22 protein-coding genes are annotated in these 22,905 nt (G+C 68.7%); 20 read left to right on the top strand and 2 right to left on the bottom strand.

Annotated features, from left to right (window positions below):
- The first annotated feature begins 318 nt into the window (after window positions 1–318).
- From murC to AC4FS1_RS05525, 10 genes are all read left to right on the top strand, one after another.
- Complete coding sequence (gene murC / locus AC4FS1_RS05570; protein WP_491153262.1) at window positions 319–1,728, top strand: UDP-N-acetylmuramate--L-alanine ligase; 1,410 nt, start codon at window positions 319–321, stop codon at window positions 1,726–1,728.
- A 5-nt stretch (window positions 1,729–1,733) separates the two neighbouring features.
- Window positions 1,734–2,687, top strand: coding sequence for an FtsQ-type POTRA domain-containing protein (locus AC4FS1_RS05565; RefSeq protein ID WP_491155647.1), 954 nt, complete (start codon window positions 1,734–1,736; stop codon window positions 2,685–2,687).
- 144 nt (window positions 2,688–2,831) lie between these two features.
- Window positions 2,832–3,998 (top strand): cell division protein FtsZ, encoded by a 1,167-nt coding sequence (gene ftsZ / locus AC4FS1_RS05560; RefSeq protein ID WP_491153261.1) that lies wholly within the window; start codon window positions 2,832–2,834, stop codon window positions 3,996–3,998.
- 66 nt (window positions 3,999–4,064) lie between these two features.
- Window positions 4,065–4,754 carry a YggS family pyridoxal phosphate-dependent enzyme gene (locus AC4FS1_RS05555; protein ID WP_491153260.1) on the top strand — a complete coding sequence of 230 codons (690 nt, stop codon included), beginning with the start codon at window positions 4,065–4,067 and terminating at the stop codon, window positions 4,752–4,754.
- Between the two features lie 31 nt (window positions 4,755–4,785).
- Window positions 4,786–5,244, top strand: coding sequence for a cell division protein SepF (locus tag AC4FS1_RS05550; RefSeq protein WP_491153259.1), 459 nt, complete (start codon window positions 4,786–4,788; stop codon window positions 5,242–5,244).
- Between the two features lie 6 nt (window positions 5,245–5,250).
- Complete coding sequence (locus AC4FS1_RS05545; RefSeq protein ID WP_491153258.1) at window positions 5,251–5,553, top strand: YggT family protein; 303 nt, start codon at window positions 5,251–5,253, stop codon at window positions 5,551–5,553.
- 128 nt (window positions 5,554–5,681) lie between these two features.
- Entirely contained in the window at window positions 5,682–6,290 is a 609-nt protein-coding gene (locus tag AC4FS1_RS05540; protein ID WP_491153257.1) for a DivIVA domain-containing protein, read from the top strand.
- Between the two features lie 9 nt (window positions 6,291–6,299).
- Window positions 6,300–6,989, top strand: coding sequence for a signal peptidase II (gene lspA, locus AC4FS1_RS05535; protein ID WP_491153256.1), 690 nt, complete (start codon window positions 6,300–6,302; stop codon window positions 6,987–6,989).
- Complete coding sequence (locus tag AC4FS1_RS05530) at window positions 6,986–7,909, top strand: RluA family pseudouridine synthase (protein WP_491153255.1); 924 nt, start codon at window positions 6,986–6,988, stop codon at window positions 7,907–7,909. The genes lspA and AC4FS1_RS05530 overlap by 4 nt, the downstream gene beginning before the upstream one ends.
- 130 nt (window positions 7,910–8,039) lie before the next feature.
- Window positions 8,040–8,609: a GNAT family N-acetyltransferase gene (locus AC4FS1_RS05525; RefSeq protein ID WP_491153254.1), complete on the top strand. Its 570-nt coding sequence runs from the start codon at window positions 8,040–8,042 to the stop codon at window positions 8,607–8,609.
- On the opposite strand, the gene AC4FS1_RS05520 is transcribed toward AC4FS1_RS05525, so the two are convergent.
- Complete coding sequence (locus tag AC4FS1_RS05520; protein WP_491153253.1) at window positions 8,606–9,079, bottom strand: NUDIX hydrolase; 474 nt, start codon at window positions 9,077–9,079, stop codon at window positions 8,606–8,608. The genes AC4FS1_RS05525 and AC4FS1_RS05520 overlap by 4 nt on opposite strands.
- A 206-nt stretch (window positions 9,080–9,285) precedes the next feature.
- Between AC4FS1_RS05520 and dnaE the strand changes: the two genes are divergently transcribed.
- From dnaE to AC4FS1_RS05495, 5 genes are all read left to right on the top strand, one after another.
- Complete coding sequence (gene dnaE / locus AC4FS1_RS05515; protein WP_491155646.1) at window positions 9,286–12,756, top strand: DNA polymerase III subunit alpha; 3,471 nt, start codon at window positions 9,286–9,288, stop codon at window positions 12,754–12,756.
- A gap of 157 nt (window positions 12,757–12,913) precedes the next feature.
- Window positions 12,914–14,101, top strand: a complete 1,188-nt coding sequence (locus AC4FS1_RS05510; protein WP_491153252.1) for a hypothetical protein — start codon at window positions 12,914–12,916, stop codon at window positions 14,099–14,101.
- A gap of 55 nt (window positions 14,102–14,156) precedes the next feature.
- Complete coding sequence (hisD, locus tag AC4FS1_RS05505) at window positions 14,157–15,488, top strand: histidinol dehydrogenase (RefSeq protein WP_491153251.1); 1,332 nt, start codon at window positions 14,157–14,159, stop codon at window positions 15,486–15,488.
- Window positions 15,489–15,520: 32 nt separating this feature from the next.
- On the top strand, window positions 15,521–16,009 hold the full coding sequence (gene nrdR / locus AC4FS1_RS05500; protein ID WP_491153250.1) for a transcriptional regulator NrdR: 489 nt from the start codon (window positions 15,521–15,523) through the stop codon (window positions 16,007–16,009).
- Between the two features lie 42 nt (window positions 16,010–16,051).
- Entirely contained in the window at window positions 16,052–17,065 is a 1,014-nt protein-coding gene (locus AC4FS1_RS05495; RefSeq protein WP_491153249.1) for a quinone-dependent dihydroorotate dehydrogenase, read from the top strand.
- A gap of 118 nt (window positions 17,066–17,183) precedes the next feature.
- On the opposite strand, the gene AC4FS1_RS05490 is transcribed toward AC4FS1_RS05495, so the two are convergent.
- Complete coding sequence (locus tag AC4FS1_RS05490; protein WP_491153248.1) at window positions 17,184–17,756, bottom strand: DUF3043 domain-containing protein; 573 nt, start codon at window positions 17,754–17,756, stop codon at window positions 17,184–17,186.
- Between the two features lie 46 nt (window positions 17,757–17,802).
- On the opposite strand from AC4FS1_RS05490, the gene AC4FS1_RS05485 reads away from it, so the two are divergent.
- The 5 genes from AC4FS1_RS05485 (at window position 17,803) to AC4FS1_RS05465 (ending at window position 22,900) form a co-directional block, all read left to right on the top strand.
- The gene (locus AC4FS1_RS05485) at window positions 17,803–19,197 is read left to right on the top strand and encodes a dipeptidase (RefSeq protein WP_491153247.1); all 1,395 of its coding nucleotides are present in this window, start codon (window positions 17,803–17,805) and stop codon (window positions 19,195–19,197) included.
- A gap of 74 nt (window positions 19,198–19,271) precedes the next feature.
- Window positions 19,272–19,637 carry an iron-sulfur cluster insertion protein ErpA gene (erpA, locus tag AC4FS1_RS05480; protein ID WP_491153246.1) on the top strand — a complete coding sequence of 122 codons (366 nt, stop codon included), beginning with the start codon at window positions 19,272–19,274 and terminating at the stop codon, window positions 19,635–19,637.
- A gap of 175 nt (window positions 19,638–19,812) precedes the next feature.
- On the top strand, window positions 19,813–20,700 hold the full coding sequence (gene ctaC, locus AC4FS1_RS05475; protein WP_491153245.1) for an aa3-type cytochrome oxidase subunit II: 888 nt from the start codon (window positions 19,813–19,815) through the stop codon (window positions 20,698–20,700).
- A gap of 5 nt (window positions 20,701–20,705) precedes the next feature.
- Entirely contained in the window at window positions 20,706–22,469 is a 1,764-nt protein-coding gene (ctaD, locus tag AC4FS1_RS05470; protein WP_491153244.1) for an aa3-type cytochrome oxidase subunit I, read from the top strand.
- Entirely contained in the window at window positions 22,469–22,900 is a 432-nt protein-coding gene (locus AC4FS1_RS05465) for a cytochrome c oxidase subunit 4 (RefSeq protein WP_491153243.1), read from the top strand. The genes ctaD and AC4FS1_RS05465 overlap by 1 nt, the downstream gene beginning before the upstream one ends.
- The last annotated feature ends 5 nt before the right edge of the window (window positions 22,901–22,905 follow it).

Raw genomic sequence — 22,905 nt, 5'->3', positions numbered from 1 at the left:
GGGCCGATTCGGGGGATGCTTCCTCCCGAACGGCCATCTCCTCCTGAGGCGCACGCGGAGGTGCGCCCGGCCGAAGATCTCTCCCTCCAAGGCGCACGGGTGGCGTCCGGCGTCGGGTCCTGGTCCGGGTGTGCGCGTGGGGAGGAGATGTGCCTTGGGGAGGGCCGATTCGGGTGGATGCTTCCTCCCGAACGGCCATCTCCTCCCGAGCTGCACGCGGGCGGTGAGCCCGCACCGCACCAGCTCGCGACCGCAGCCGAGCCAGAGCCCGCGCGCCGGAGCCGACGCCCAGGCGCGCCGACCTAGGATGATCGGGTCATGATTCGCCCCGACCTGAGCCTGCCCATCCCCGAGAACATCGAGGCCGCCCACTTCATCGGCATCGGCGGATCCGGGATGTCGGGGCTCGCGCGCATGTTCCTCGAGCGCGGCATCCGCGTCTCGGGGTCCGACCGCGCCGACGGCCCAGGGCTGCGCGCGCTCGAGGCGCTCGGGGCGAGGGTGTACGTGGGCCACGACGCCGCGAATCTCGGCGACGCGGACACGGTCGTGCACACCGGCGCGATCTGGCCGGAGAACCCCGAGTACGTCACCGCCAAGGAGCGTGGCCTCGCGGTCATACATCGTTCGCAGGCGCTGCACTGGCTGATCGGCGGGCGTCGCCTGGTGTCGGTCGCCGGCGCCCACGGCAAGACCACGTCGACCGGGATGATCGTCACCGGCCTGCGCGCGCTGGACGCCGACCCCACGTTCGTCAACGGCGGCGTCATCGCCGAGTACGGAGCATCCAGTGCGACGGGCTCGGACGATCTCTTCGTCATCGAGGCCGACGAATCCGACGGCACCTTCCTGCTGTACGACACGGCAGTGGCGTTGATCACGAACGTCGACCCCGACCACCTCGACCACTACGGCTCGATCGACGCCTTCGACGCAGCGTTCGCGCGGTTCGCCGACGGCGCCGGCGAGGCGGTCGTGATCTCCGCCGACGACGAGGGCGCGCAGCGGGTGCGATCACGGCTCGCCCACCCGCGCGTGGTCACCTTCGGCGAGGATGCCGGCGCCGATGTGCGCGTGACCGGCATCCGCACCGATGGCCCCGTGTCGTTCACGCTCACCGCGGAGGGCTCCTCGGTGCCGGTACAGCTCCGAGTGCCCGGGGCTCACAACGCCATCAACGCCGCCGGTGCCGTCGCCGTGCTCGTCACGCTCGGCTTCGACCTCGCCGCGGCCGCTGACGCGGTGGCAGGGTTCGGGGGTACGGCTCGGCGGTTCGAGCTGCACGACATCCGTCGCGGGGTGAGCGTCTACGACGACTACGCGCATCATCCGACCGAGGTTGCCGCCGCCCTCTCGGCTGCCCGCACGGTCGTCGGGGATGGTCGCATCATCGCGCTGCACCAGCCGCACACGTACTCGCGTACCCAGGCGATGTATCGCGAGTTCGCGGACGTCCTCGAATCCCTCGCCGACCATACGGTCGTGCTGGATGTCTATGGAGCCCGAGAAGACCCGGTGCCTGGTGTCACCGGGGAACTGGTCAGCGGCGCGTTCGCCGACCCCGACCGCGTGCATTTCGTCGCTGACTGGCAGCAGGCCGCCGAGTACACGGCCGCGGTGGCACGCCGCGGCGACTACGTCATCACCCTCGGGTGCGGCAACGTGAACCTCATCATCCCGCAGGTGATCGAGGCGCTGGCCGGCACCGACGAGACCCCCGCGGGATGACCGGGATGCGCCGGCCCAGCCCCCTGCCGCCGCCGCCTGCGGGATCGCGCCCCACTCCTCGCGGCGCCGGCCCGGACGTCCCGGCTGACCAGGCGAACGCCCCGATCATCCCGCTTCTGCCCGGGGAGGAGCGACCTGCACCCGGCGTTCCCCGGCGCGACACTGCATCTGCGACGGAGCCCGCCCTGTCCGGACGCCTCGGCCTGCGCGACGTGTGGCGCGCCTCCCGCGCCCGCCGACGCGCACTGCGCGCCGAGGTGCGCCGCTTCACGGTTCGCCAGCGACGTCGGCGCATGGTGTGGATCGGGGCCGCATCGGCGGTGGCGCTGCTCGTGCTCGGCACCGTGGGAGCCGCGTACAGCCCGCTGTTCGCGGTCGAGCGCATCGAGGTCGCCGGAACGAGTGCGCTGGATGCAGGTGCCGTAGCCGACGCGCTGGGAGACCAGATCGGCACACCGCTCCCGCTGGTGGATGACAGCGCGGTGAAGGCCGCGCTGGTGCGCTTCCCGCTGGTGGAGTCGTACACGCTGGAGGCGCGGCCGCCGCACGACCTCGTCGTCCGCATCGTTGAACGCACTCCGGTGGGGGTGCTCGAATCCGCCGCGGGGTACACGGTGGTGGATGCTGCGGGCGTCGCTCTCTCGACGACTCCAACGCCCCCGCCCGGCCAGCCGAGCCTGTCGATCACCGGTGGCGTCGGTTCGGCAGCTTTCCGCGCGGCCGGAACGGTGATGCGCGCACTGCCCGACGCCATCCGGTCGCGGGTGACCGCGGTGTCTGCCTCCACCGCCGACGATGTGACCCTGACGCTCGGGGAGACGGGAACGACCGTCGTGTGGGGGAGCGCCGAGCGCTCCGCGCTGAAGGCGCTCACCCTCGACACGGTGATGCGGTCCAACCCGCCCGATCGGACGAGCCTCTACGACGTCTCTTCGCCCTCCGCGATCGTCTTGCGCTGACCCGTTCTGCCGGGGATGTCGCGACACGCCGCGCCGGTCCGGCCGCCGCCGCATCCGCCACCTACGTTCGGAATCAGGAATTGCATACCCAGCAATTCTTTAACCCTCTAGATGAGGTTTAAGGTTCGGGATATGGAGGCCGGCATGAGCCAGAACCAGAACTACCTCGCCGTGATCAAGGTCGTGGGAGTCGGCGGTGGTGGCGTCAACGCCGTCAACCGCATGATCGAGCTCGGCCTGCGCGGCGTGGAGTTCATTGCGATCAACACCGACGCCCAGGCACTGCTCATGAGCGACGCGGACGTCAAGCTCGACGTCGGACGTGAATTGACGCGCGGCCTGGGTGCTGGCGCCGACCCCGAGGTGGGGCGTCGCGCCGCAGAGGACCACGCGGAAGACATCGAAGAAGCACTGGCGGGCGCCGACATGGTGTTCGTCACCGCCGGTGAGGGCGGCGGCACGGGCACCGGTGGCGCCCCGGTCGTCGCGCGTATCGCCAAGTCGATCGGCGCACTGACCATCGGTGTCGTCACGAAGCCCTTCTCCTTCGAGGGCCGTCGCCGCCAGCAGCAGGCCGAGACCGGAGTTTCGAAGCTCAAGGAAGAAGTCGACACCCTCATCGTGGTGCCGAACGACCGACTCCTGGAGATCAGCGACCGCGGCATCTCGATGATCGAGGCGTTCGCCACGGCCGACCAGGTTCTCCTGGCCGGTGTGCAGGGCATCACCGACCTGATCACCACCCCTGGCCTCATCAACCTCGACTTCGCCGACGTGAAGTCGGTCATGCAGGGAGCGGGTTCCGCGCTCATGGGCATCGGTTCGGCGCGCGGCGCCGACCGGGCGATCAAGGCTGCGGAGCTCGCGGTGGAATCTCCGCTGCTGGAGGCGTCGATCGAGGGCGCCCATGGCGTCCTGCTGTCGGTCCAGGGCGGGTCGAACCTCGGCATCTTCGAGATCAACGACGCCGCGCAGCTGGTGAAGGAGGCCGCGCACCCCGAGGCCAACATCATCTTCGGAACGGTCATCGACGACACGCTCGGCGACGAGGTGCGGGTCACCGTCATCGCGGCGGGCTTCGACGGTGGCGAGCCGTCGCTGCGACTGGATGCGGTGGGTGCGGCCCAGCGGCCGGCCACGCCGGTTCTCCCGCCGCTGCCGCTGCCCGCTGAGGAGGCCACGCCCTCGGCGCCGGTCGCGGAGCAGGAGCGCGTACGGGAGTCCGTGCCGGTCGCGGCCCGGGTTCCCGAGCCCGCCTACGACTCGGCGTTCGGCGACGACGACCTGGACATCCCCGACTTCCTGAAGTAGGAGTCCTCATCAGTTGCGGCGGGCCCGGCATGCCCCGGGCCCGCCGCAGCATTTCCGGGAGGAATCGTGGACAGCGAACTGGCTGACCGTCTGGCCGCCGTCGATGAGCGGATCGCCGCATCCGCACGCGGAGCCGGCCGCGATCCGGCCGGAATCACCCGCATCGTCGTGACCAAGTTCCACCCGGCCTCCCTCGTGAGCGACCTGTACGAGCTCGGGGTGCGTGACGTGGGGGAGAACCGGCAGCAGGAGCTCTCGGCCAAAGCCGGCGAACTCTCCGCGCTGGACGACCTGCGCTGGCATTTCATCGGCCAGGCCCAGACGAACAAGGCCCGTGCCATCCGCTCCGTCGCCTCGGCGGTGCACTCGGTCGATCGCGAGCGACTGGCCGACGCGCTGGATGCTGCGGCCCCCGAACGGCCCGACGTGCTGGATGTGCTCGTGCAGGTCAACCTGACCGACGATCCGGCGCGCGGCGGGGTGGAGCCAGGCGCCGTCCTTCGTCTGGCCGAGCACGTCGCGTCGCTGCCGTCGCTGCGGCTGCGCGGCGTCATGGCGGTCGCGCCACTGGACGAGGAGCCGGAGCGCGCCTTCACGCGCCTCCGGGCGGCAGCGGACGATGTACGCCGGGTCGCCCCGGACGCCGAGTGGATCTCGGCCGGAATGACCGGAGATTTTCCGCAGGCGATCGCGATGGGCGCGACACACCTGCGGATCGGCTCGGCAATCACGGGCCCGAGGCCTGTGCGCGGCTAGCCTCGAAACAGACGATCGAACGGAGGATGCGATGTCGAACCCGCTCAAGAAGACCATGGTGTACCTGGGCCTCGCTGACGAGGAGGAAGCCTTCGACGAGCCGGCCGCGCAGCCTACAAGCCGCAAGCCGCAAGCCGTCGAGAAGGCTGCACCGGTAACGCCGATCCACCGCCCCGTGGCGGTGCGTCAGCCCGTCCCGGGCCCGATCAGCGAGATCCTGACGGTGCACCCCAAGCAGTACCGCGACGCGCAGCTGATCGCCGAGAACTTCCGTGAGGGCGTTCCGGTCATCATCAACCTGTCGCAGATGAGCGACGCCGACGCGCGCCGTCTGATCGACTTCGCCAGCGGCCTGTCGATGGGTCTGTACGGACGGATCGAGCGGGTCACCAGCAAGGTGTTCCTGCTCTCTCCGGAGAACATCGCCGTGTCCGGCGATGGTGCCCTCGCGCAGGCGGACTCCGAGTCCGTCGCTTTCGCACAGCCGTAACCGATCGTGGACGTGCTCCGCCTCGTCGCCACCGTCGTCAACACGCTGCTCTTCCTGTACGTGATCGTGCTTCTCGTGCGTCTCGTGCTCGAGTACATCCCGATGTTCAACCGGTCCTGGCGGCCGCGGGGTGGGGCGTTGATCGCCGCTGAGGTCGTTTACACCGTCACGGATCCGCCGATCAAGCTCTTCCGGCGCTTCATCCCGCCCCTGCGGGTGGGTCCGGTCGCCATCGACTTCGCGTTCGCGTTGACCATGCTCTTGTGCTTCCTTCTGCTCGGAGTCACACGCTCCATCGCCAACGGCTGACGAGCTCTCGGCTCGAGCGCAAGGCTTCGACAGCCCTCGGAGCCTCCGACTATGCTTGCTCGAAGCAACACGGCCCGGAGCGCCGTCCGAACCGCGGCCCGCGACCAGCTCTCGAAAGAGGAACCACCATGGCATTGACCCCCGATGACGTCGTCACCAAACAGTTCCAGCACGTCCGATTCAAAGAGGGCTTCGACCCGGACGAGGTGGACGATTTCCTCGACGAAATCGTCGTCGAGTGGCGCAAGGCCCTCGCCGAGAACGAGGAACTGAAGGCCAAGCTCGCCGCATACGAATCCGGTGAGCAGCCGGCTCCCGAGGCGCGCGCCGAGGCTCCTTCCGAGCCCGTTGTGACCGAGGTCCCCGCCCCCGCCCCGGCTGTTGCGGCTCCCGCTGCCTCCGCCGACCCCGCTTCCACGTCGGCGGGCATCATCGAGCTCGCCCAGCGCCTCCACGACGAGCACGTCGCCGAGGGCAAGGCGCAGCGCGACCAGCTCATCTCCGAGGCGCAGGCGCGCGCCGCAGCGATCGTCGCCGACGCCGAGGCCAAGGGTCGCGACGAGATCGCACGCCTCGAGAAGGAGCGCGCTGCGCTTGAGGCCCGGATCGCCGATCTGAACGCGTTCGAGCGTGACTACCGCGCGCAGCTGCGCAGCTACATCGAGGGCAAGCTCCGCGACCTCGACACGACCGCCACGCCGTCGGGATCCACCCCGGTCTCGGCGATCGGGCTCTAGGCCCGCTCGGTGCGCAGCCGAGCACCCCTGCATCAGGCGGCGGCCGGCATCCTCATCGCGATCCTCGCGGTGACGGTGCTGGCCGCCGACCAGTTCACGAAGTTCCTCGCGATAGCGAACCTGCCACCCGAAGAGCCGGTCGCGATCCTCGGCGAGTTCCTGCAGTTCTACCTCGTCCGCAACCCGGGCGCCGCGTTCTCGCTGGGCCAGGGCGTCACCTGGGTGTTCACACTGGCGCTGGCTGCGGTCGCGGTCGCGATCGTCTGGCTCGCGGTCACGCGGGTGACCTCCCGCGCGTGGGCGGTCGTCCTCGGGCTTCTCCTGGGCGGTGTCCTCGGAAACCTCACCGACCGGCTGCTGCGCCAGCCCGGGTTCCCAGTCGGGCATGTGGTGGATTTCATCTCCACCCCGTGGATGATGCCGGCGATCTACAACGTCGCCGACATCTTCATCGTCACGATGATGATCTCGGTCGCTCTGCTCGTGCTCATCGGCTTGCGCCTGGACGGCACGCGCGAGACGCGGGCTGCCTCGGCGAACGCCACCGACGCCACCGACGCCACGGATGCCACCGACGGGCCCGATGCCACAGGCGGCCCCGACGCGCCCGGCGGGCCTGACGCGGTCACCGACCCCGATCGCACCGGATCGCCCGCCGACCCCAACCACACCTCTCCCGGCACCCCTCCACGCGAATGACCGAGTCGCGCACCCTGCCCGTCCCCGACGGGCTCGACGGCACGCGGGTGGATGCAGCGCTAGCGAAGATGCTCGGATTCTCCCGAACGTTCGCCGCCGACGTCGCCGATGCGGGCGGCGTGGAACTGGACGGGCGCGTCGTGTCCAAATCCGACCGGCTGCACGGCGGCGGGTGGCTGACCGTTTCGTGGACGCCGAAGCGGGAGCCGGAGATCATCCCCGTCGAGGTGCCCGGCCTCGGAATCGTGTATGACGACGACGACATCGTCGTGGTCGACAAGCCCGCCGGTGTCGCGGCGCATCCCTCGATGGGATGGGAGGGTCCCACGGTGCTCGGCGCGCTGGCGGCGGGCGGTTTCCGTGTTGCCACGAGCGGCGCCGCCGAGCGGCGCGGAATCGTTCATCGCCTAGACGTCGGCACGAGCGGGCTCATGGTCGTCGCGAAGAGCGAACGCGCCTACACGGCCCTCAAGCGCGCCTTCAAGGAGCGCGAGGTGGAGAAGATCTACCATGCGGTCGTGCAGGGCCACCCGGACCCCCTCGCCGGCACCATCGACGCGCCGATCGGGCGTCATCCCACGCACTCATGGAAGTTCGCCGTCACGCCCACCGGCAAGGACTCCGTCACGCACTACGAGACGATCGAAGCCTTCCCGGGCGCGTCGCTGCTGGAGATCCACCTGGAGACCGGTCGGACGCATCAGATTCGCGTGCACATGGCCGCGCACCGGCACCCATGCGTGGGCGACCCGCTGTACGGCGCCGACCCCACGCTCTCGGCCCGGCTGGGCCTCACCCGGCAGTGGCTGCACGCGCGGCAGCTGTCGTTCGCCCACCCCGCGACGGGGGAGTGGTCGACCTTTACTTCGGAGTACCCGGCTGACCTTCAGCACGCACTCGACATCCTCCGCGCCGACTGACGCGTCTGCCCCCTTCGCCCGGTCGGAGAATCACACGTAGGTCGGACGATATCGCGCGAATCCTCCGACCGACGCGGGATGCTCCGACCTCGGTGAGCGCGGTGTCGGAGGAGAATGCGACACTGCGGGCATGACGATCAAGGTCCGGCCCGCGACATCGTTCGAGGACGCCGCGATCCTCCTCGGCCCGAAGCGCCCCGACGCGAACGTGTGCTGGTGCCTGAGCTACCGCATCCCGGGCCGGCTGAACCGCGAGCTGGCCGGGCCGGCGCGCGGCGAGTACGTGCGAGAGCTCTGCGCGCGTGATGTGGCACCCGGGGTGCTCGCCTACGACGGGGGCGAGGTGGTCGGGTGGGCCGCCGTCGCGCCGCGCGCCGACACGACCTTCGCGACCTCGCGGCTGATCCCGCACGTCGATGACCTCCCGGTATGGGCGGTGTGGTGCATCCGGGTGCGGCCAGGTCACCGCGGGCGCGGAATCTCCCACGCCCTGCTGGCGGGGGCGGTCGCCTTCGCTCGCGACCATGGCGCGCCCGCCATCGAGGGCTATCCGGTCGACAACGAAGGCCGGAAGGTCGATCTCACGATGGCCTACGTCGGCACGAAGGCGCTGTTCGAGAGAGCGGGATTCCGCGAGGCCGCCGTCACCGGTTCGCGCCTGGCCGGGTTCCCGCGGGTGCTGATGCGTCGGACGCTCTAGCGGCCACCGGCGAAGGACGCGGGGTCGTCTTCGGCGACGGCCAGCGCGATCTTGCGGACGTGCTCGGGAGCGACGTCCGTGAGCTCTCCGAGTCCGTAGAAGCCGACCTCTGTCAACTCGCCGTCGGCGGGATGCGGGTCACCCGAGACCCAGTCGCAGCGGAAGACCAGATCGAGGTAGTCGACCTGGTCGCCGTTGGCGTAGGTGATGCGCGGCACCTGCTGGACGAGCGCGAGGCGCGTCGCGCGGACGACGATCCCGGCCTCCTCCGAGCACTCGCGGACGGCGGCATCCGCGGGCTCCTCGCCGGGATCGACGATGCCCGAGACCGCCTGCCACTGGCCGTTGTCGGCGCGCTTACCCAGCAGCACCTTCTCGTCACGGAAGACGATCGCGGTGACTCCCACCAGCGGAAGCGGCGCGTGTCCGATCTTCTCGCGCAGCGACAGGACGAACTCGGGCGTGGCCATGAATCCACCCTAGGCGGAGCCCCCGCCGGCGAGCAGCCGGCTCGCACCCCGGCCGAACCTTCACCTTCTACATGAGGGAGAACCGATTCCGCCCGGCCGCACCCGGAACGACCTCGGCGACGGCCGGAGTGTCGGTGGGGGGTTCGTAGACTCGACCCGTGGCATCCGACTCCTTCGTTCATCTGCATGTGCACAGCGAGTATTCGATGTTGGACGGCGCCGCGCGCATCGCTCCGATGGTGCAGGAGGCCGTCCGTCAGGGGATGCCCGCGATCGCGGTGACCGACCACGGCAACACCTTCGCGGCGTACGAGTTCTACAAGACGGCGAAGGATGCCGGCATCAAGCCGATCATCGGTATCGAGGCGTACGTGACGCCCGGAACCCACCGTGCCGACAAGGCGCGCGTGCGGTGGGGCACCCCCGAGCAGAGCGGCGACGACGTGTCGGGTTCCGGTGCCTACACGCACATGACCCTGCTGTCGGAGACCACCGAGGGCATGCACAACCTCTTCCGGCTCTCCAGCAGGGCGTCCATCGAGGGGTACTACTTCAAGCCCCGCATGGACCGGGAGCTGCTCCAGACCTACTCCACGGGCCTCATCGCCACGACCGGCTGCCCGTCGGGCGAGGTGCAGACGCGCCTGCGGCTCGGTCAGTACGACGCGGCCCGTGCGGCCGCAGCGGAGTTCCAGGACATCTTCGGCAAGGACAACTACTTCGCCGAGATCATGGACCACGGTCTCTCGATCGAGCGCCGGGTCATGGGCGACCTGATCAAGATCGCGAAAGACCTCAGCATCCCCCTCGTCGGGACCAACGACCTGCACTACACACATCAGCACGACGCCACGAGCCACGCGGCGCTGCTGTGCGTGCAGTCGGGCTCGACCCTGGATGATCCCAAGCGGTTCAAGTTCGACGGCGACGGCTACTACGTGAAGTCGCCCGCGGAGATGCGCCAGATCTTCCGCGATCATCCGGAGGCGTGCGACAGCACCCTGCTGATCGCCGAACGCTGCGACGTCGAGTTCAACACCTCCGCGAACTACATGCCGCGCTTCCCCGTCCCCGCCGGCGAAACCGAGGATTCGTGGTTCATCAAGGAGGTGGAGAAGGGGCTCGAGTTCCGCTACCCCGAGGGCATCCCCGCGGAGGTGCGCAAGCAGGCCGAGTACGAGACCGGCGTCATCACCCAGATGGGCTTCCCCGGCTACTTCCTCGTCGTCGCCGACTTCATCAACTGGGCGAAGGACCACGGCATCCGCGTCGGTCCCGGCCGCGGCTCGGGCGCGGGGTCGATGGCGGCCTACGCCATGCGCATCACCGATCTCGACCCGCTCAAGCACGGCCTCATCTTCGAGCGATTCCTCAACCCCGATCGCGTCTCGATGCCCGACTTCGACGTCGACTTCGACGACCGTCGCCGGGGCGAGGTCATCCAGTACGTCACCGAGAAGTACGGCGACGCGCGCGTCGCGCAGATCGTGACCTACGGCACCATCAAGGCCAAGCAGGCCCTGAAGGACGCCGGCCGCGTCCTCGGCTTCCCGTTCAGCATGGGGGAGAGGCTCACCAAGGCCATGCCCCCCGCCGTGATGGGCAAGGACATGCCGCTGGACGGCATGTTCGACAAGGAGCACCCGCGCTTCAAGGAAGCAGCGGAGTTCCGCACCCTCATCGAGACCGACACCGAGGCCAAGACGGTGTTCGACACGGCGGTGGGGCTGGAGAACCTCAAGCGTCAGTGGGGTGTCCACGCCGCGGGCGTGATCATGTCCAGCGAGCCGCTCGTCGACATCATCCCGATCATGCGCCGGGAGCAGGACGGCCAGATCGTCACGCAGTTCGACTATCCCGCGTGCGAGGCCCTCGGCCTGATCAAGATGGACTTCCTGGGGCTCCGCAACCTCACCATCATCAACGACGCCGTCGACAACATCGAAGCCAACCGTGGCGAGAAGCTCGTCCTCGAAGACCTCACTCTCGATGACCAGCACTCCTACGATCTGCTCTCCCGGGGAGACACCCTCGGCGTGTTCCAACTCGATGGTGGGCCGATGCGCTCGCTCCTGCGTCTGATGAAGCCCGACAACTTCGAAGACATCTCGGCTGTCATCGCCCTGTACCGCCCGGGTCCGATGGGCGCGAACTCGCACATCAACTACGCGCTGCGCAAGAACGGCCAGCAGGAGATCACCCCGATCCACCCCGAGCTCGAAGAGCCCCTCAGAGACATCCTCGACACCACCTACGGCCTGATCATCTATCAGGAGCAGGTCATGGCGATCGCCCAGCGGGTCGCGGGCTTCTCGCTCGGTCAAGCAGACATCCTTCGTCGCGCGATGGGTAAGAAGAAGAAGTCCGAGCTGGACAAGCAGTACGAGGGGTTCCACGGCGGAATGGTCGCGCGCGGGTTCGGCGAGGCCGCGATCAAGGCGCTGTGGGACATCCTCCTTCCGTTCTCCGACTACGCCTTCAACAAGGCGCACTCGGCCGCTTACGGGCTCGTGTCCTACTGGACCGCGTACCTCAAGTCGCACTACCCCGCCGAGTACATGGCCGCGTTGCTGACCAGCGTGGGCGACTCCAAGGACAAGATGGCGGTCTACCTGAACGAGTGCCGCCGCATGGGAATCCGGGTTCTTCCGCCCGACGTGAACGAGTCCATCCGCTACTTCGCGGCCGTCGGCGACGACATCCGCTTCGGTCTCGGAGCCGTGCGCAATGTCGGCTCCAACGTGGTGGAGGGGATCGTGGCCTCCCGAGCCGACGACAACTTCGTCAGCTTCCACGACTTCCTCACGAAGGTGCCTCTGCACGTCGCCAACAAGCGCACCGTGGAATCGCTCATCAAGGCGGGCGCGTTCGACTCTCTCGGTGCAACCCGGCGCGCCCTTCTCGAGATCCACGAGGATGCGACGGAGGCGGCGGTGGAGACAAAGCGAAAGGCGGCCACCGGCGCCATCGGCTTCGACTTCGACAGTCTTTACGACGAGGCGGAGGAGATCATGCCGGCGAAGGTGCCCGATCGCCCCGAGTGGACGAAGAAGGACAAGCTCGCCTTCGAACGCGAGATGCTCGGCCTCTACGTGTCCGATCATCCGCTGGCCGGGCTCGAGGTGCCCCTCGCCAAGCATGCGTCCACCAGCATCCATGACCTGCTCTCGTCCGAAGAGGTGCAGGACGGCGACCAGGTCACCATCGCGGGGCTGATCACAAGTGTCCAGCATCGCGTCGCCAAGCAGAGCGGCAACCCGTACGGCATGATCACCGTCGAAGACTTCAACGGCGAGGTCACCGTGATGTTCATGGGGAAGACCTACCAGGAGTTCTCGCCCGTTCTCCAAGCCGATGCGATCCTCGTGGTCCGCGGCCGGGTGTCGCGGCGCGATGATGGTCTGAACCTGCACGCGCAATCGGCGTTCTCGCCGGATCTCGGCTCCCTGGACGAGTCGGGCCCGCTCGTGCTCCTGATGGCCGAGCAGCGCGCCAGCGAAGACCTGGTCAACGATCTGGCCGAGGTGCTGCGCCGCCACCGCGGCGATACCGAGGTCACACTGAAGCTGCACAAGGCCGGGACGGCGAAGGTGTTCGAAGTGCCGCTGCCCGTGCGGGTGACCGCTGACCTGTACGGCGAACTCAAGGGGCTGCTCGGCCCGAACTGTCTGGGCTGAGCCATCCCTCCTTCACAGGTGCGAGCCTGATTTCACAAGTCGAGCCTGATTTCACAAGTCGAGCCTGATTTCACAAGTACTGTCAAGCGGCGACGCCTCCTGGGCCGCGCCGACCACCGTGGGTAGGATCGTCTCCGCCCCCCTGGAGAGGAACATCGTGACTGACGCTGAACTTGACGACACGACCATCGCCCGCGCCCCGGCCTCCGAGGCGGCACCCGTCGCGGCGGAGGATGCGGCGGTTCCCGCCGAGCGCGAGACTCCACCCCAGTACGGTGTGGGCCCGTTCTCCATCCGCGAGGTGGCCCTGACGGCCGTCTGGCTCGTGGCCTTCATCGTGTCCTTCTTCCCCCTGAACATCGTCGGCGGCAACGCGCGCCCGCTCTTCGGTGGCGCGAACGTCTGGGTATCGGGTCTGTCGTGGATCCTCACGATCGGGCTTCCCACGATCGCCGTGTTCCTGCTGGTGCTGCGCCGGCTCTCGCCGCAGGGTATCCGCCGATTCGGATCGCTCGGCATCGACCAGTTCGCCTCCGTGGCGTTCTCGGTGGCCGCACTGGTGTGGCTCTCGTCGCTGTGGGACAACGTCGCCATCGTCATCGAGACCGGTTTCTGGACCCGCTCGTGGGTGGTGTGGGTCGAGGTCATCCTCATGCTCGCCGGTGTGGTGCTCACGGTCTTCGCGCCGATCATCCCCGTGCTCGAGCAGGACTTCCAGGATCGACCCGAGATCCCCGCGCATCGCAACGCCCGTCCTGTCCGTGCCGTGGTGCCGCGCCCTGCCCGTGAGCGTCGCGCCCCCGCTCCGGCGCCTACGCCGGTGGATGGCGACGCCTTCCAGGGCGGCCCCTCCCACGATGCGGCCTCCGACTCGCGCTCCGACGAGACGGGCGCCTCCAGCACGGGTTCCCACGACGCCGGCACCTACCCGCCGAATTCGTACGACACGGGGTCGTACGCCCGCGGCGCGGGCACCTCCGCGCCGGTGGCGGCAGTGCCCGTGTCGAACACCGGGGCCTTCGACACCGATGTCTTCGCCCCCCTGCGAGACGACCCCGAGCCTGCAGAGCACGAGCCTGCAGAGCACGAGCCGGAGACCCAGGAATGGGCGGCGGCCGATGACACGGTGGCCTCCGCCGCGCACGCCGCGCCCGCGCAGCAGGCCTTCTGGGCACTTGTGCCCGTGGAGCGCGACGTGGTGGATGACTACGGCTCTCCACTCTTCCGGATCGGCCCCACCGCATGGGCGCTGGTCATCGAAGACCGCGGCGAGGTCTTCGTGGTCCGTCACGAGGACGGCCGCATCGGCTACCTCCACGACGTGAGCGGCGTCACCCGGGGCTGACCCGGGCTCGGGCTACCGGGGACGGGGCGCGTTCCCGTGCCGGTAGCCTGGATGGATGCTCCGCACCATCGATCTGCGCGGCCGGACGCTCAGCCCGGCCGAGCTGCTGGCCTCCGTGCCACGTGCCGCCGCGGCACGCGACGAAGCTTTGACGATCGCCGCCGCGATCGTCGCCGACGTCGCCGAGCGGGGCGAGGCGGCGCTGCGCGAGCAGGCTGAGCGGTTCGACGCCGTCAGCGGACACGAGGTGCGGGTGCCGCCCGCACACCTCGAAGAAGCCGTCGCATCCCTCGCCCCCGATGTGCGCGCCGCGCTGGAGGAAGCCATCCGGCGCGTACGACGGGCCTCTGCTGCGCAGGTCCCGGCGCCCGTGACGACGGAGCTCGGCCCCGGGGCGCGCGTGACGCAGCGGTGGCAACCGGTGCGGCGGGTGGGCGTCTACGTGCCCGGAGGCAAAGCCGCGTATCCCTCGAGCGTCGTGATGAACGTCGTGCCCGCGCAGGTCGCCGGCGTCGTCGAGGTGGCCCTCGCGTCCCCTCCGCAGCGTGAGTTCGGCGGGCGTGTGCACCCCGTGATCCTGGCTGCCGCTCACCTTCTCGGCGTCAGTGAGGTCTATGCCATGGGGGGCGCGGGGGCGATCGGCGCCTTCGCATACGGCGTCGACTCACTCGGGCTGGAACCGGTCGACGTGGTCACCGGGCCGGGCAACAACTTCGTCGCGTCGGCCAAGCGCGCCGTCGCCGGTCGCGTCGGGACAGACGCGGAAGCCGGCGCCACCGAGATCCTCGTCGTCGCGGACGACAGCGCCGACGCCGTGCTGGTGGCGGCCGACCTCGTGAGCCAGGCCGAGCACGACGAACAGGCCTCGGCCGTCCTCGTCACCGAATCTCCCGCACTGGCGGCAGCGGTGGCGGATGCGGTGGCCGCGCTCGCTGCGCGTACCCGTCACCGGGAGCGGGTGCAGGCGGCGCTGAGCGGCCCGCAGTCCGCGATCGTCCTCGTGGACGACCTCGCCGGCGCGGCGGCGTTCAGCAACGCCTACGCGCCCGAGCACCTCGAACTGCACCTTCGCGACCCGAAGCCGGAGCTCTTCGTCCACGCCGGCGCCATCTTCGTCGGACCGTTCTCGCCTGTGAGCCTCGGCGACTACCTGGCCGGCAGCAACCACGTGCTGCCCACCGGGGGACAGGCGCGGTACGCGGCCGGGCTGTCGGCCGCGACCTTCCTGCGCCCGCAGCAGATCATCGAGTACGACCGCGATGCCCTCGCAGAGGTGCGGGACGGCATCGTGGCGCTGGCGGAGGCGGAGGCGCTGCCCGCGCACGGGGAGGCCATCCAGGCCCGCTTCGCCGGAGAAGATGCTTCCGAAGACCCGTCAACAGCATGAGGGGCGACGGCGTCGCGTAGTCTGTCGGTGCCATGCACTGCCCCTTCTGCCGCCATCCCGATTCCCGCGTCATCGATTCCCGCACGAGCGACGACGGGCTCAGCATCCGCCGACGTCGGCAGTGCCCCGAGTGCGGCGGGCGATTCTCGACCGTCGAGACGGCCAGCCTGAACGTCATCAAACGCTCCGGCGTGATCGAGCCGTTCAGCCGCGAGAAGGTGATGTCGGGCGTGCGCAAGGCATGCCAGGGTCGGCCCGTGACGGAAGCCGATCTGGCGATGCTGGCGCAGAGCGTCGAGGAGACCGTCCGCCAGACCGGGGCGTCTCAGATCGAGGCGAACGAGATCGGTCTGGCCATCCTCGGCCCGCTGCGCGAGCTGGATGAGGTGGCGTACCTGCGTTTCGCCAGCGTCTACCAGGGTTTCGAGTCGCTCGAAGACTTCGAGTCCGCCATCGGGCTGCTCCGCGCCGATCACTCGGCGCGGCACACCGTGGACGAGCCGGCGGGCGTCGCCGAGTAGGCGCATCCTCGCAACCGGGTGCCGTCCCCTAGGCTGGCGGGGATGTATCCGCTGCTCTTCCGCCTGGTCCTGTCGCGGATCGACCCCGAACGCGCGCACCACCTGGCGATCCCGGTCATCCGCCTGCTCGGCATCACGCCGTTCTCCTGGGCCACCCGTCGGCTGACGGCGCCCCGGCCGGAACATCGGACGGACGCGCTCGGGCTGACCTTCGACTCGCCCTTCGGCGTCGCCGCCGGCTTCGACAAGGACGTCCGCATGGTGGCGGGCCTCCGCGCCCTCGGATTCGGGCACATCGAAGTGGGCACGATCACGGCGCTCCCGCAGCCGGGAAACCCGCGTCCTCGTCTGTTCCGGTTCGTTGCCGACCGCGCCGTGGTGAACCGGATGGGGTTCAACAACGGCGGCGCGGAGGCCGCCGCCCGGCGCCTGGAGCGGCTGCGTCGCCGCCGCATCCGTCCCGTGATCGGTGTCAACATCGGCAAGAGCCGCGTCGTCGCGGTCGAGGATGCGGCGGACGACTACGTGCGGAGCACCCGGCTGCTCGCACCGCTGGCCGACTACCTCGTGGTGAACGTCTCGTCACCGAACACCCCGGGCCTGCGCGGCCTTCAGGCCGTGGAGACGCTCCGTCCGCTGCTGGAGGCTGTGCGGGATGCGGCCGGCGAGACGCCGCTCCTGGTGAAGATCGCGCCGGATCTCGCCGACGACGAGGTGCAGGACATCGCGCGTCTCGCCGTCGATCTGGGTCTGGCCGGACTCATCGCGACGAACACGACGATCTCGCGCGAGGGCCTGCGCACGCCTCCGGAGATCGTGGCGGCCGCGGGGGAGGGCGGGCTTTCCGGGGCGCCGCTGAAGCTGCGGGCGATGGCGGTCCTGCGCCTGGTGCGAGCGGTCGTACCCCCGGAGTTCGTCGTCATCTCCGCCGGCGGCGTGGAGACCGCATCCGACGTACGCGAGCGTCTGGACGCCGGAGCGACTCTCGTGCAGGGCTACACCGCGTTCCTGTATCGCGGCCCGCTCTGGGCTCGCCAGATCAACCGCGCTCTCTGACACCGCACCGCACCCGCGAGACTGCACGCTGCCCACGAGACCGTGGCGTAGCGCCGTCGTCTCGTGGGCAGCGTGGAGTCTCGCGGATTCGAGCGGGCCGCGAGGAGCGGCGCGTGAGTCAGGCGGGGTGCTGGCCGCGCTTGACCTGAGCCTTGGGCAGGCGCATGAAGCGCATCTGCACGGTGCGCATCGCCGAGTACCAGCCGAGGCCCTTCTCGAGGCGCTCCGCGCCGAACTTCTCGCGCGCCGCGCGCTTGACGCGGATGGAGGTGATGATCATGTCGCCGACCACGAAGAGGATGAAGATCCACAGCGCCACGAATGCCCAGTACTGGAACATCGGCAGCGGCACGAGGGTCGCCACGATCACGAGCACCATGAAGGGCATGACGCCCTCTCCGAGGTGCCATCCCGAGTCGACGAAGTCGCGCGCGAACCGGCGCTGCGGACCCTTGTCGCGCAGGGGCAGGTAGCGGTCGTCCCCGGCGGCCATGCCGGCGCGGGCCTTCTCGCGCTTCGCGGCGAGCTCGGCGCGCGCACGGGCCTTCGCCTCCTTGGTGTCGGCGACGAGCGGCCGCTTGCGCGCCGCCTCCCGCTCGGCGCGCGTCGGAGTGGCGCGTCCCTTGCCGGAGCCCAGGCGGGCGGGGTCGGCGGGAGCGTCGTTGGACGCGGGGGCAGGAGTCTTGGCCACGGGGAACCTTCGAAGCATCGGATGCGGGCTCTTTAAGATTACCCGCATGACCTCTGACTCATCCCGCAGAGATGCCGTGCGTTCCGCCGCCGCATCCGTCGTTCCCTCCGCCCTGGCCGATCTCGGCGCTCTCGTGCGCATCCCGTCGGTGGCGTGGCCCGCGTTCGACCAGACCCAGCTTGCGCGCAGCGCGGAGGCGGTCGCCGAGCTCTTCCGCGGACTGGACTTCTTCGATCGCGTGGAGGTGAAGACCGCGGCGATCCCCGACACCGATGAGCACGGGCAGCCGGCCGTGCTCGCCACACGGGCAGCGCGCAACGGCCGCCCGACGGTGCTGCTGTACGCGCACCACGATGTGCAGCCGGTCGGCGACGAGGCGCTCTGGGAGTCGCCGCCGTTCGAACCGACCGTGCGCGACGGGCGCCTGTACGGGCGCGGCGCCGCCGATGACAAGGCCGGGGTCATGGCACACGTGGCGGCCCTCCGCGCCCTGACCGAGGCGCTGGGCCGAGACCTCGACCTGGGCGTCGCTGTGTTCATCGAGGGAGAAGAGGAGTACGGGTCGCGGTCGTTCGCATCGTTCCTCTCCGACAACGCCGACGCGCTGCGCGCCGACGCGATCGTCGTCGCCGACTCGGGCAACTGGGACGAGCGCACACCCGCCCTCACGGTGTCGCTTCGGGGAAACGCACGCTTCACCCTCCGCGTGCGGACCCTCGACCACGCCTCGCACTCCGGGATGTTCGGGGGAGCGGTGCCCGACGCCATGCTCGCCACCGTGAAGCTCCTCGCAACCCTGTGGGACGACGACGGCGCGGTCGCGGTGGACGGCCTCACCGAGCGTGACGAGCCGACGCCCGACTACAGCGAAGAGACCCTCCGCTCGGAGACCGGCCTCCTCAGTGGCGTGTCGCCGATCGGGCGGGGAGCGATCCTCGGCCGTATCTGGAACAAGGCGTCGATCACGATCACCGGAATCGACGCGACCAGCGTGGCCGCCGCATCCAACACGCTGGCCCCCGAGATCACCGTCGTGGTGAGCGCTCGCGTGGCGCCCGGTCAGGCCGCGGCGGAGGCGTATGCGGCGATCGAGGCGCATCTGCGCGCACACGCGCCCTTCGGTGCTGAGCTGACCTTCTCCGACGTCGACCTCGGCGACGGGTTCCTTGTAGACACCAGCGGGTGGGCAGTCGAGGACGTGCGTGCGGCGTTCGCCGAAGGCTACGGAGTCCCGAGCATCGACGTGGGTGTCGGCGGGTCGATCCCCTTCATCGCCGACCTCGTGCGCGAGTTCCCCGAAGCCCAGATCCTCGTGACCGGTGTGGAAGACCCCCACTCGCGCGCGCACAGCCCGAACGAGTCGCTGCACCTGGATACCTTCCGGCACGCGGTGGCGGCCGAGGCTCTGCTGCTGGAGAGCCTCGACGCGCGCACGGTGTGAACGAAGCTCTGCGTCGCCGGGCGGCGTAGAATCATCGTGTCCGAACCGCGACGCGCTCGACGAAAGGGGTTGTCATGACCGACACCGCGCTGTCCACCGACCAGATTGTCCGCGAACACGGCGTCGGGCTCACCGACGCCGCCGCCAGCAAGGTCAAGAGCCTGCTCGACCAGGAGGGGCGCGACGACCTGCGCCTGCGCGTGGCCGTGCAGCCCGGGGGATGCTCCGGACTGATCTACCAGCTGTACTTCGACGAGCGCTACCTCGACGGTGACAAGGCGGTCGATTTCGATGGAGTCGAGGTCATCGTCGACGACATGAGCGTCCCGTATCTCGACGGAGCGACCATCGACTTCAAGGACACCATCTCGGAGCAGGGGTTCACGATCGACAACCCCAACGCCGCCGGCAGCTGCGCCTGCGGCGACAGCTTCCACTGATCTCAATCCGGGAGGCCGCCAGCCGGTCCCCGACACGCGGCAACCCGCGGCACGAGAGCGATTTTCGCCTCGTCCCGCGGGTTTTCGCGTTGTGCAGGCTGGACGGTTGTCCTGAGAAGCATGAGAGCTTGCCCTAGACTGAGCAAGCAACATTCATGTCCCGGAAAGGTACACCGTGCCCTCGAAACGCAGCCTCCGCTGGGCCTTCCTCCCGGTAGGAATCGCCTCGGCAGCAGTGCTCGCCGGGTGCTCCCCGACGCAACTGCACGGCTACCTGCCGGGCTTCCAAGAGGACGGCGTTCCCGCCACCAACCGCGTGGACATGGTCGCCGGGCTCTGGGTCAACTCGTGGATCGTGCTGCTCGCGGTGGGTCTGACCACCTGGGGACTGATGCTGTGGGCGGCCATCGCCTACCGTCGCCGTAAAGGCCAGTCGGGCCTCCCGGTGCAGCTGCGCTACAACATGCCGATCGAGATCTTCTACACGATCGTGCCGCTGATCCTGGTCGTCGGTTTCTTCGCGTTCACCGCACGCGACCAGGACATCCTCGAGACGCAGTACGAAGACCCCGAGGTGTCGATCACCGCCTACGGCAAGCAGTGGGCGTGGGACTTCCAGTACAACGGCGAAGAGGAGGACGCCTCCGACGCCGTCTGGACGATGGGTGTTCAGGCAGAACCCGAGGGCGACGGGACCGTCGACCAGGAGGCACTGCCCACCCTTTACCTCCCCGTCGACAAGACGGTGCAGATCGAGTTGCAGTCGCGCGATGTGGCGCACTCCTTCTTCGTGATCGACTTCCTTTACAAGAAGGACATGTACCTCGGGCGGGACAACTACTGGTCGTTCACGCCCACGCGTGAGGGCACGTACGCCGGCAAGTGCGCCGAGCTGTGCGGCGAATACCACTCCGCGATGCTGTTCAACGTCAAGGTCGTCAGCGAGGCGGAGTACGAGGACTACCTTGAGACCCTCCGTGACGAGGGCCAGACGGGCGATATCGACGAGGCCTACGACCGACTCCAGGGCAACACAGGATTCGGCCGCGCCGAGGAAGGCTAGCGAGCATGACCACCACGCTTCCCCCGAAGGAGTCGGCGCCCGGCCGCCCGACGACGATTCCGCCGCGCCAGGCGGCCCTGCTCAGCACCTCGCGTGTGGAGCAGAAGGGCAACATCGTGGTCAAGTGGATCACCTCCACCGACCACAAGACGATCGGGTACATGTACCTCATCGCGTCCGTGCTGTTCTTCATGCTCGGCGGCGTCATGGCGCTGATCATCCGCGCTGAGCTGTTCGAGCCGGGCATGCAGGTCGTGCCGACGAAGGAGCAGTACAACCAGCTCTTCACGATGCACGGCACGATCATGCTGCTGATGTTCGCGACGCCGCTGTTCTTCGGTTTCGCCAACGCGATCATGCCGCTGCAGATCGGTGCCCCGGATGTGGCCTTCCCCCGGCTGAACGCGTTCTCCTTCTGGCTGTTCCTGTTCGGATCGTTGATCGCCGTCTCGGGCTTCCTCACCCCGGGGGGTGCCGCGGGCTTCGGTTGGTTCGCGTATCAACCGTTGGCGAACGCGAGCTTCTCACCCGGCGTCGGGGGAAACCTCTGGATGCTGGGGCTCGGCATGAGCGGTTTCGGCACGATCCTCGGCGCGGTCAACTTCATCACCACGATCCTCACGCTGCGCGCCCCGGGCATGACGATGTGGCGGATGCCGATCTTCACGTGGAACACCCTGATCACCAGCATCCTGGTGCTCCTGGCCTTCCCCGTGCTCGCCGCCGCACTGCTCGCGGCCGCTTCCGACCGCGTGCTCGGATCGCACATCTACGACCCGGCGGCGGGCGGTGTGCTCCTCTGGCAGCACTTGTTCTGGTTCTTCGGTCACCCCGAGGTGTACATCATCGCGCTGCCGTTCTTCGGCATCGTGTCGGAGATCTTCCCCGTCTTCAGCCGGAAGCCGATCTTCGGGTACAAGACGCTGGTGTACGCCACGATCGCGATCGCGGCCTTGTCGGTGGCGGTGTGGGCGCACCACATGTACGTGACCGGCGCGGTGTTGCTGCCGTTCTTCGCGCTCATGACGATGCTCATCGCCGTTCCGACCGGGGTGAAGATCTTCAACTGGATCGGCACGATGTGGCGCGGTTCCGTGACGTTCGAGACGCCGATGGTGTTCGCGCTCGGGTTCCTCATCTCGTTCGTCTTCGGAGGCCTCACGGGCGTCATCCTCGCCTCGCCGCCGCTGGACTTCCACGTCTCCGACACCTACTTCGTGGTCGCGCACTTCCACTACGTCGTCTTCGGCACGGTCGTGTTCGCCATGTTCGCCGGGTTCTACTTCTGGTGGCCGAAGTGGACGGGCCGGATGCTGAACGAGCGCCTGGGCTACGTGCACTTCTGGATGCTGTTCATCGGCTTCCACATGACCTTCCTCATCCAGCACTGGCTGGGTGTGGACGGCATGATGCGTCGCTACGCCGACTACTCGCCGGAGGACGGCTTCACGTGGGGCAACCAGGTCTCCACCGTGGGTGCGATGATCCTGGGCGCCTCTATGATCCCGTTCCTGCTGAACATCTGGATCACCGCCCGTAAGGCGCCGAAGATCACGGTGAACGACCCGTGGGGTTACGGCGGATCGCTCGAATGGGCGACGTCTTCCCCGCCGCCGCGGCACAACTTCACCTCCATCCCGCGGATCCGCAGCGAGCGTCCCGCGTTCGACCTGAACCACCCCGAGGCCGGCGTGCCGGTCGGAGTGGGCCCGGCGAAGGACGCGCCTGACGCCCCGGTCGTGGATGCTGCCGAGGGAGAGGTGAAGTAATGCGCGTCAACACGAACCTGTGGTGGCTGCTGTCGGTCTTCTTCCTCGTGGTGGGTGTGACCTACACCGTGTGGGCGATCCTCTTCTACTCGGGCGACATCCTCTCCCGCATCGAGTGGGTCGGTTCCATCGCTCTCCTCTTTGCCACGCTCATGTCGGCTCTGATCGCCTTCTACGTTCAGCGTGTGCACCGCGCGCAGGGCGGCGAGCTCCCGGAAGACACTCTCACCGCCGACATCGATGACGGCGACCCCGAGGTGGGCGAGTTCAGCCCGTGGTCGTGGTGGCCCATCGTTCTGGCCTTCTCGGCAGCGATCGGGATGATGGGTCTGGCCATCGGCACGTGGATGATGCCGATCGGACTGGCTGTCTTCGCCGTCGCCATCGTGGGCTGGGTGTTCGAGTACTACCGCGGACATTTCGCCCGCTGACCGGC

The sequence above is a fragment of the Microbacterium sp. Z12_35 genome (assembly GCF_058310475.1).
Note: the sequence above shows the minus strand (reverse complement) of the source record. Positions and strands in the feature narration are given on the sequence as shown.

What these genes read in the sequence shown, in the direction of transcription:
- ctaD (WP_491153244.1), top strand. Translation starts at nt 20,706, where the DNA reads ATGACCACCACGCTTCCCCCGAAGGAGTCGGCGCCCGGCCGCCCGACG.
- hisD (WP_491153251.1), top strand. Translation starts at nt 14,157, where the DNA reads ATGCTCCGCACCATCGATCTGCGCGGCCGGACGCTCAGCCCGGCCGAG.
- ftsZ (WP_491153261.1), top strand. Translation starts at nt 2,832, where the DNA reads ATGAGCCAGAACCAGAACTACCTCGCCGTGATCAAGGTCGTGGGAGTC.
- AC4FS1_RS05565 (WP_491155647.1), top strand. Translation starts at nt 1,734, where the DNA reads ATGCGCCGGCCCAGCCCCCTGCCGCCGCCGCCTGCGGGATCGCGCCCC.
- AC4FS1_RS05485 (WP_491153247.1), top strand. Translation starts at nt 17,803, where the DNA reads ATGACCTCTGACTCATCCCGCAGAGATGCCGTGCGTTCCGCCGCCGCA.
- murC (WP_491153262.1), top strand. Translation starts at nt 319, where the DNA reads ATGATTCGCCCCGACCTGAGCCTGCCCATCCCCGAGAACATCGAGGCC.
- AC4FS1_RS05520 (WP_491153253.1), bottom strand. Translation starts at nt 9,079, where the DNA reads ATGGCCACGCCCGAGTTCGTCCTGTCGCTGCGCGAGAAGATCGGACAC.
- nrdR (WP_491153250.1), top strand. Translation starts at nt 15,521, where the DNA reads ATGCACTGCCCCTTCTGCCGCCATCCCGATTCCCGCGTCATCGATTCC.
- AC4FS1_RS05530 (WP_491153255.1), top strand. Translation starts at nt 6,986, where the DNA reads ATGACCGAGTCGCGCACCCTGCCCGTCCCCGACGGGCTCGACGGCACG.
- AC4FS1_RS05465 (WP_491153243.1), top strand. Translation starts at nt 22,469, where the DNA reads ATGCGCGTCAACACGAACCTGTGGTGGCTGCTGTCGGTCTTCTTCCTC.
- AC4FS1_RS05495 (WP_491153249.1), top strand. Translation starts at nt 16,052, where the DNA reads ATGTATCCGCTGCTCTTCCGCCTGGTCCTGTCGCGGATCGACCCCGAA.
- dnaE (WP_491155646.1), top strand. Translation starts at nt 9,286, where the DNA reads ATGTTGGACGGCGCCGCGCGCATCGCTCCGATGGTGCAGGAGGCCGTC.
- erpA (WP_491153246.1), top strand. Translation starts at nt 19,272, where the DNA reads ATGACCGACACCGCGCTGTCCACCGACCAGATTGTCCGCGAACACGGC.
- AC4FS1_RS05550 (WP_491153259.1), top strand. Translation starts at nt 4,786, where the DNA reads ATGTCGAACCCGCTCAAGAAGACCATGGTGTACCTGGGCCTCGCTGAC.
- AC4FS1_RS05525 (WP_491153254.1), top strand. Translation starts at nt 8,040, where the DNA reads ATGACGATCAAGGTCCGGCCCGCGACATCGTTCGAGGACGCCGCGATC.
- AC4FS1_RS05540 (WP_491153257.1), top strand. Translation starts at nt 5,682, where the DNA reads ATGGCATTGACCCCCGATGACGTCGTCACCAAACAGTTCCAGCACGTC.